Genomic DNA, 4515 nt, shown 5'->3' on the forward strand with positions numbered 1-4515 from the left:
GCCGACGCCGGGCATTTCGATGAAGCGCGCGATTGCCGCGAGATCGTCGCGCAGTGCGGCCTCGTCCTTGGCCAGTATCTTGCCTGGGAAGCGGTTGGCGAGATCCTGCTCCAGTGTGTCGGCATCCGAGCCGATCAGGATGGCGCAGACGCCGATATCGCTGCGCGCCGCCAGGATTTTGCCGATGGGGGATTCGCCGATGGCATAGGCGATGGTGCCGAGGGCGGCGACGTTGCAGGCGGCCATCGGCATAGTGGTTTGTATAAGGTTCATTGCCTTCACTCCTTTGTTTGTGGCTGAACCCTAGCCACGGTGTCGGCCGTGTCTCACTCCGGTGCTTGCTTTCAAATTCAAATCTGCCTGAAAGGCGCAAAGGTAGGTGCTCTATGGCGCCCTCCTCTGTCCTACCGGACATCTCCCCCACGGGTGGGGAGATTGGCTGTCACCACCGCCTTCGCCAATCTCCAACGTTGCAGGACGAGAGCCGGCGCCGGAACTGCCAATCTCCCTCCTTGTGGGGGAGATGTCCGGTAGGACAGAGGGGCGCGCCATAGAGTGCTGATTTTGAACCGTCCGCACTTCAGCCAAGCATGCTCATTCGACACGCGTGACCGACACCTCGCCGAGCACGAACACTTCACCGCTCAGCAGGCGCAGCTCGATGTCGCCGGTTGCGGTGTGGTTCCACTCAGCCTTACCCTCATCGACCAGCCCGCCGATGGCGGCCATGACATGGGACTTCGCGCGGTTGCCGGCGGCGGTGGTGCGAGCTGTCCGATTGGTGACGCTGTCATGAGATCTTGCCATCGCGCGCATGCTTGGCCGTCATCTCCGCGCGGATCGGTAGGCGCTGTCAGATTCGCCGGCCTCACGCTCCAGCAGCGCGCGCTTGCGCTCCGCGCCCCAGGCGTAGCCGGACAGGGCGCCATCCCTGCGGGTCACGCGGTGGCAGGGAATGGCGACGGCAAGATTGTTGGCGGCGCAGGCGGCGGCGATGGCGCGGGTCGCCTTCGGTGAGCCGATGCGCCGCGCGATCTCGGCATAGGAAACCGTGCGGCCGGCGGGGATGTCGCGCAAGGCCTGCCAGACGCGCTGCTGGAACGCCGTGCCGCGCACGTCGAGCGGCAAATCGAGACCGAGCGCCGGAACTTCGACGAAACCGACGACGCGGGCGACCAGCGCCTCGTAGTCGTGATCGCCGCCGATTAGCCGTGCCCTGGGGAAACGGTCCTGCAGGTCGCGCACCAGTGCGTCAGGATCGTCGCCGAGCAGGATCGAGGCGACGCCCTTTTGACTGGACGCGACCAGGATGGTGCCGAGCGAGGTCTCGCCGACGGCGAAGCGGATCTCTTCATCGGCGCCGCCGGCGCGATAGCGCGTCGGCGTCATGCCGAGCATGCCAGTGGATTTCTCATAAAAACGTCCGCTCGAATTGAAGCCGGCATCGTAGATCGCCGTCGTCACGCTGGCGCCGTCTTCCAGGCCCTGACGAACCCTGGCTGCGCGGTGCGCGGCGGCATAGTCCTTCGGTGTCAGCCCGGTGGCCGCCTTGAAGATACGATGGAAATAACCGGCGCTGCGGCCGGCGGCATCAGCCAGTTCAGCGAGCGACGGTTCTTCCTGGCTCTGCTCGATCCTGCGGCAAGCAGCGGCGACCATCGCCGCGTTGCCGGCCTCGAGCGACGGGCCATCCGGGTCGCAGCGCCGGCACGGGCGAAAGCCGGTGGCCCTGGCCTGATCGAGCGTGTCGTGCAATTGCACATTTTTCGGATTGGCGCGCCGAGACGGGCAGGAAGGCCGGCAATAGACACCGGTCGTCGCCACCGAATACCAGAATGCGCCGTCGGCCGACTTGTCGCGCGCGACGATTCGCGCCCAGCGCGGATCGTCGGCGGCTTGCAGCGGCGTGGATTTCAGATTCTTGGCCAGGGTGATGAACATGGCCGCATTGAAGCCGCCAAAGGCCGGCCTCGCCACCCGTTTCTTGACAAGGGTCAGGAGGGTGCAAGCCTGTTCGTCGGCACGCACAAAGAGTATGGTGTGATGGAAAACATTCGACCCATTAAGACCGAAGCCGATTACGATTGGGCGATCGCCGAAATCACTAAATATTTCGAAAATGAGCCGGAGGTCGGCTCTCGCGATGGTGACCGGTTCGACGTTCTCGCAACTCTGATCGAGGCCTATGAGGACAAGCACTATCCGATCGAAGCCGCCGATCCCGTTGAAGGTGGGCCATCGCCTGGACGGCGATAGCCCTTTCGAATCAGGCAGCCTTCATCAAGCCGAGCTGGGTGAGGGCGGCGACGCCGTCATCGAGGCCGATCTCCTCGACGATCCTGCCGTCGACCACCTTCAGCACCGTGGTGCCGGTGAAACGCATCGTGCGGCCGGTGGCGGCCGGCAGCGAGCCGGCGAGGAAATCGCCGAAGGCCGGGCCGGTATGCGTGCCGCCGCCCTCCCACTGGCCGACGACATAGTCGCCCTCGGCAATCAGGTCGGCCGTGGCCCAGAAGCTGAGGTCCGGGAAGGCGGCGCGGAAGCCGCTCATGAAGGCCTTGATTTCGTCGCGGCCGCGGCGCGGCTCGTGCAGCGAGTATTTCAGCAGCATGTCGGGTGCCGCGATGTCGTCGACGACGGACAGGTCGCAGCTTTCACCCCAGAAGTCGGTGAACCATCTGACGACGACGGCCTTGTTGTCTTCTTGTCTGGTCATTGGAAGATCCTCTTGTCTCTGCAATGTGATCATCGGCGCCGCCGATGATCCGGGATCACCGGATTGGCCGATGACCTGGAGCCATGACTAGGAACATCCGGCCGATGCGAAACTCCGGTTCTTGCCGGCCAATCGAAGAGCAGAGGCGGCAGGTGAGGAGCCAACAAAGCAGCCCGCCATCGCCGTGGTAACTGTTTCTTCTCTGGTTTTGCCGCAGATTGCCCTGCGGTGGAGCAGGCGAAGCAGACGATGGCGCGTCAGGGCAAGAAAAGTCGCAATGGAACGTTCTGGGCCAAGGCCCTGGAGCGCGCCCATCTTGGTGTCTGGGACTGGGATCTTGTAACCGGCGACTGCTTCTATTCCGCGACCTGGGCGCGGATGCTGGGCTACGATGAGAGCGAACTTGCCAACACCAGCGACCTGTGGCTGCAACTGACCCATCCCGACGACCGCGAGCGGGCGCTGGCCAGCGGCGACCGCCACATTGCCGGCCTGACCGACGCCATCGAGACCGAATTGCGGCTGAAGCACAAGCAGGGACACTGGGTGTGGGTGCTCGATCGCGGCGGCGCCGTCGAGCGCGACGCGATGGGAAAGCCGCTCAGGCTGATGGGTGTGCAGACCGACATCTCCAAGCAGAAGGCGGCCGAAGCCGAACTCGAGCAGGTCAATGTGCGCTTCCGCCTGGCGCTTGCCGCCAGCGGTACCGGCATCTGGCACCACGACCTCGCCACCGGCAAAAGCTATTGGGACGAACGCACCAGGGAGATTTTCGGGCTTGTCTCCGACACCGCCGAAGTCGAGCGCGACCACTGGTTCGGCTATCTGCATCCGGACGATAAGGAGGCCGCGTCGCGCGCGCATCTGGTGCCGCTCGAAACGGACAAGGTCACCGCCGTGCAATACCGCATCGTCCGGCGCGACGGAGAGGTCCGGCACATAGAATCCCTGCTGCGTTTCATCGCCGACCCGCAAATCCCGGACCGCCGGCTGGCGGGGCAGATCCTGGGCACGGTGCGCGACATCACCGAAGACAAGCAGCGCGAGCAGGAGCTTGCCTATGCGGCCCGCCATGACGCGCTCACCGGTCTCTTGAACCGCGCCGCGTTCGACCGGCTGCTGGCCGATCACATCGCGGCCCCGCAGTTGCTGCCGCTTTCCGTGTTCTACGTCGATCTCGACTACTTCAAGGCGCTCAACGATTTTGCCGGCCACGCGGCCGGCGACCTGGCACTGAAAAGCGTTGCCCTAGGCATTCTGGGCTGCCTTCCCCCGACGGCGCATGCCGCGCGCCTGGGCGGTGACGAGTTCGCGCTGCTGATGCCCAATTGCAATACGGCGCAGGCCGGGCGGCTGGCCGACGCGGTACTTGCCGCGGTTCGCGATGCCGAACTAGGATCGACGGCCACGTCGCGCAAGCTGGCGGCCTCGATCGGCATCGCTTTCGTCGATGACGCCAACACGACGGTGGCCGACGCGCTGGCCTGCGCCGACGACGCCTGCTACGCGGCCAAGGCCGCCGGGCGGAACCGATTTGCCGTCTTCTCCACCGATACGGCATCGGGTTCGGGTGGCCTCAACGCGGCGCGCGTCGTCGCCGATACGGTCGATGCCATGGAAGACGGAAGGCTGAAGCTGTTTGGCCAGGAAATCCATCGGCTGGGCCGTCCCTGGCTGGAAAGCCGCCATGTCGAAGTGTTGGCCAGGCTCGCCGCCCGCAACGGCCGGCTGGTGCCACCCGGCGAGTTCATTCCGGTGGCCGAGCGGTTCGGCATCGCGTCGCGGCTCGACCGCTGGAT

Annotated in this window: 5 protein-coding genes and 1 pseudogene; 2 read left to right on the forward strand and 4 right to left on the reverse strand. The window is 65.0% G+C overall.

The genetic code is table 11. The features are described 5' to 3' along the window. From EN939_RS22175 to ada, 3 genes and pseudogenes are all read right to left on the reverse strand, one after another. A pseudogene (locus tag EN939_RS22175) lies at positions 1-273 on the reverse strand (methylated-DNA--[protein]-cysteine S-methyltransferase); the annotation flags it as partial. Between the two features lie 321 nt (positions 274-594). Beyond that, entirely contained in the window at positions 595-807 is a 213-nt protein-coding gene (locus EN939_RS22185; RefSeq protein ID WP_236382747.1) for a hypothetical protein, read from the reverse strand. Positions 808-825: 18 nt separating this feature from the next. Further along, positions 826-1941, reverse strand: coding sequence for a bifunctional DNA-binding transcriptional regulator/O6-methylguanine-DNA methyltransferase Ada (gene ada, locus EN939_RS22190; protein WP_164748794.1), 1116 nt, complete (start codon positions 1939-1941; stop codon positions 826-828). Here ada and EN939_RS39195 point away from each other — a divergent pair. Beyond that, positions 1897-2256 (forward strand): helix-turn-helix domain-containing protein, encoded by a 360-nt coding sequence (locus EN939_RS39195; protein WP_236382749.1) that lies wholly within the window; start codon positions 1897-1899, stop codon positions 2254-2256. The genes ada and EN939_RS39195 overlap by 45 nt on opposite strands. Before the next feature lie 10 nt (positions 2257-2266). Here the strand turns inward: EN939_RS39195 and EN939_RS22200 are convergent, their stop codons facing one another. Then, the gene (locus EN939_RS22200) at positions 2267-2716 is read right to left on the reverse strand and encodes an ester cyclase (RefSeq protein WP_127269678.1); all 450 of its coding nucleotides are present in this window, start codon (positions 2714-2716) and stop codon (positions 2267-2269) included. A gap of 249 nt (positions 2717-2965) precedes the next feature. On the opposite strand from EN939_RS22200, the gene EN939_RS22205 reads away from it, so the two are divergent. Then, positions 2966-4515: diguanylate cyclase domain-containing protein (locus tag EN939_RS22205; RefSeq protein WP_127269680.1), on the forward strand; the 1550-nt coding region annotated here is incomplete at its 3' end.

Source organism: Mesorhizobium sp. M7A.F.Ca.CA.002.05.1.1 (assembly GCF_003998335.1).
Lineage (GTDB): Bacteria > Pseudomonadota > Alphaproteobacteria > Rhizobiales > Rhizobiaceae > Mesorhizobium.

Coding starts and splice junctions, on each gene's coding strand:
- EN939_RS22185 (WP_236382747.1), bottom strand. CDS start 807: ATGGCAAGATCTCATGACAGCGTCACCAATCGGACAGCTCGCACCACC.
- ada (WP_164748794.1), bottom strand. CDS start 1,941: ATGTTCATCACCCTGGCCAAGAATCTGAAATCCACGCCGCTGCAAGCC.
- EN939_RS22200 (WP_127269678.1), bottom strand. CDS start 2,716: ATGACCAGACAAGAAGACAACAAGGCCGTCGTCGTCAGATGGTTCACC.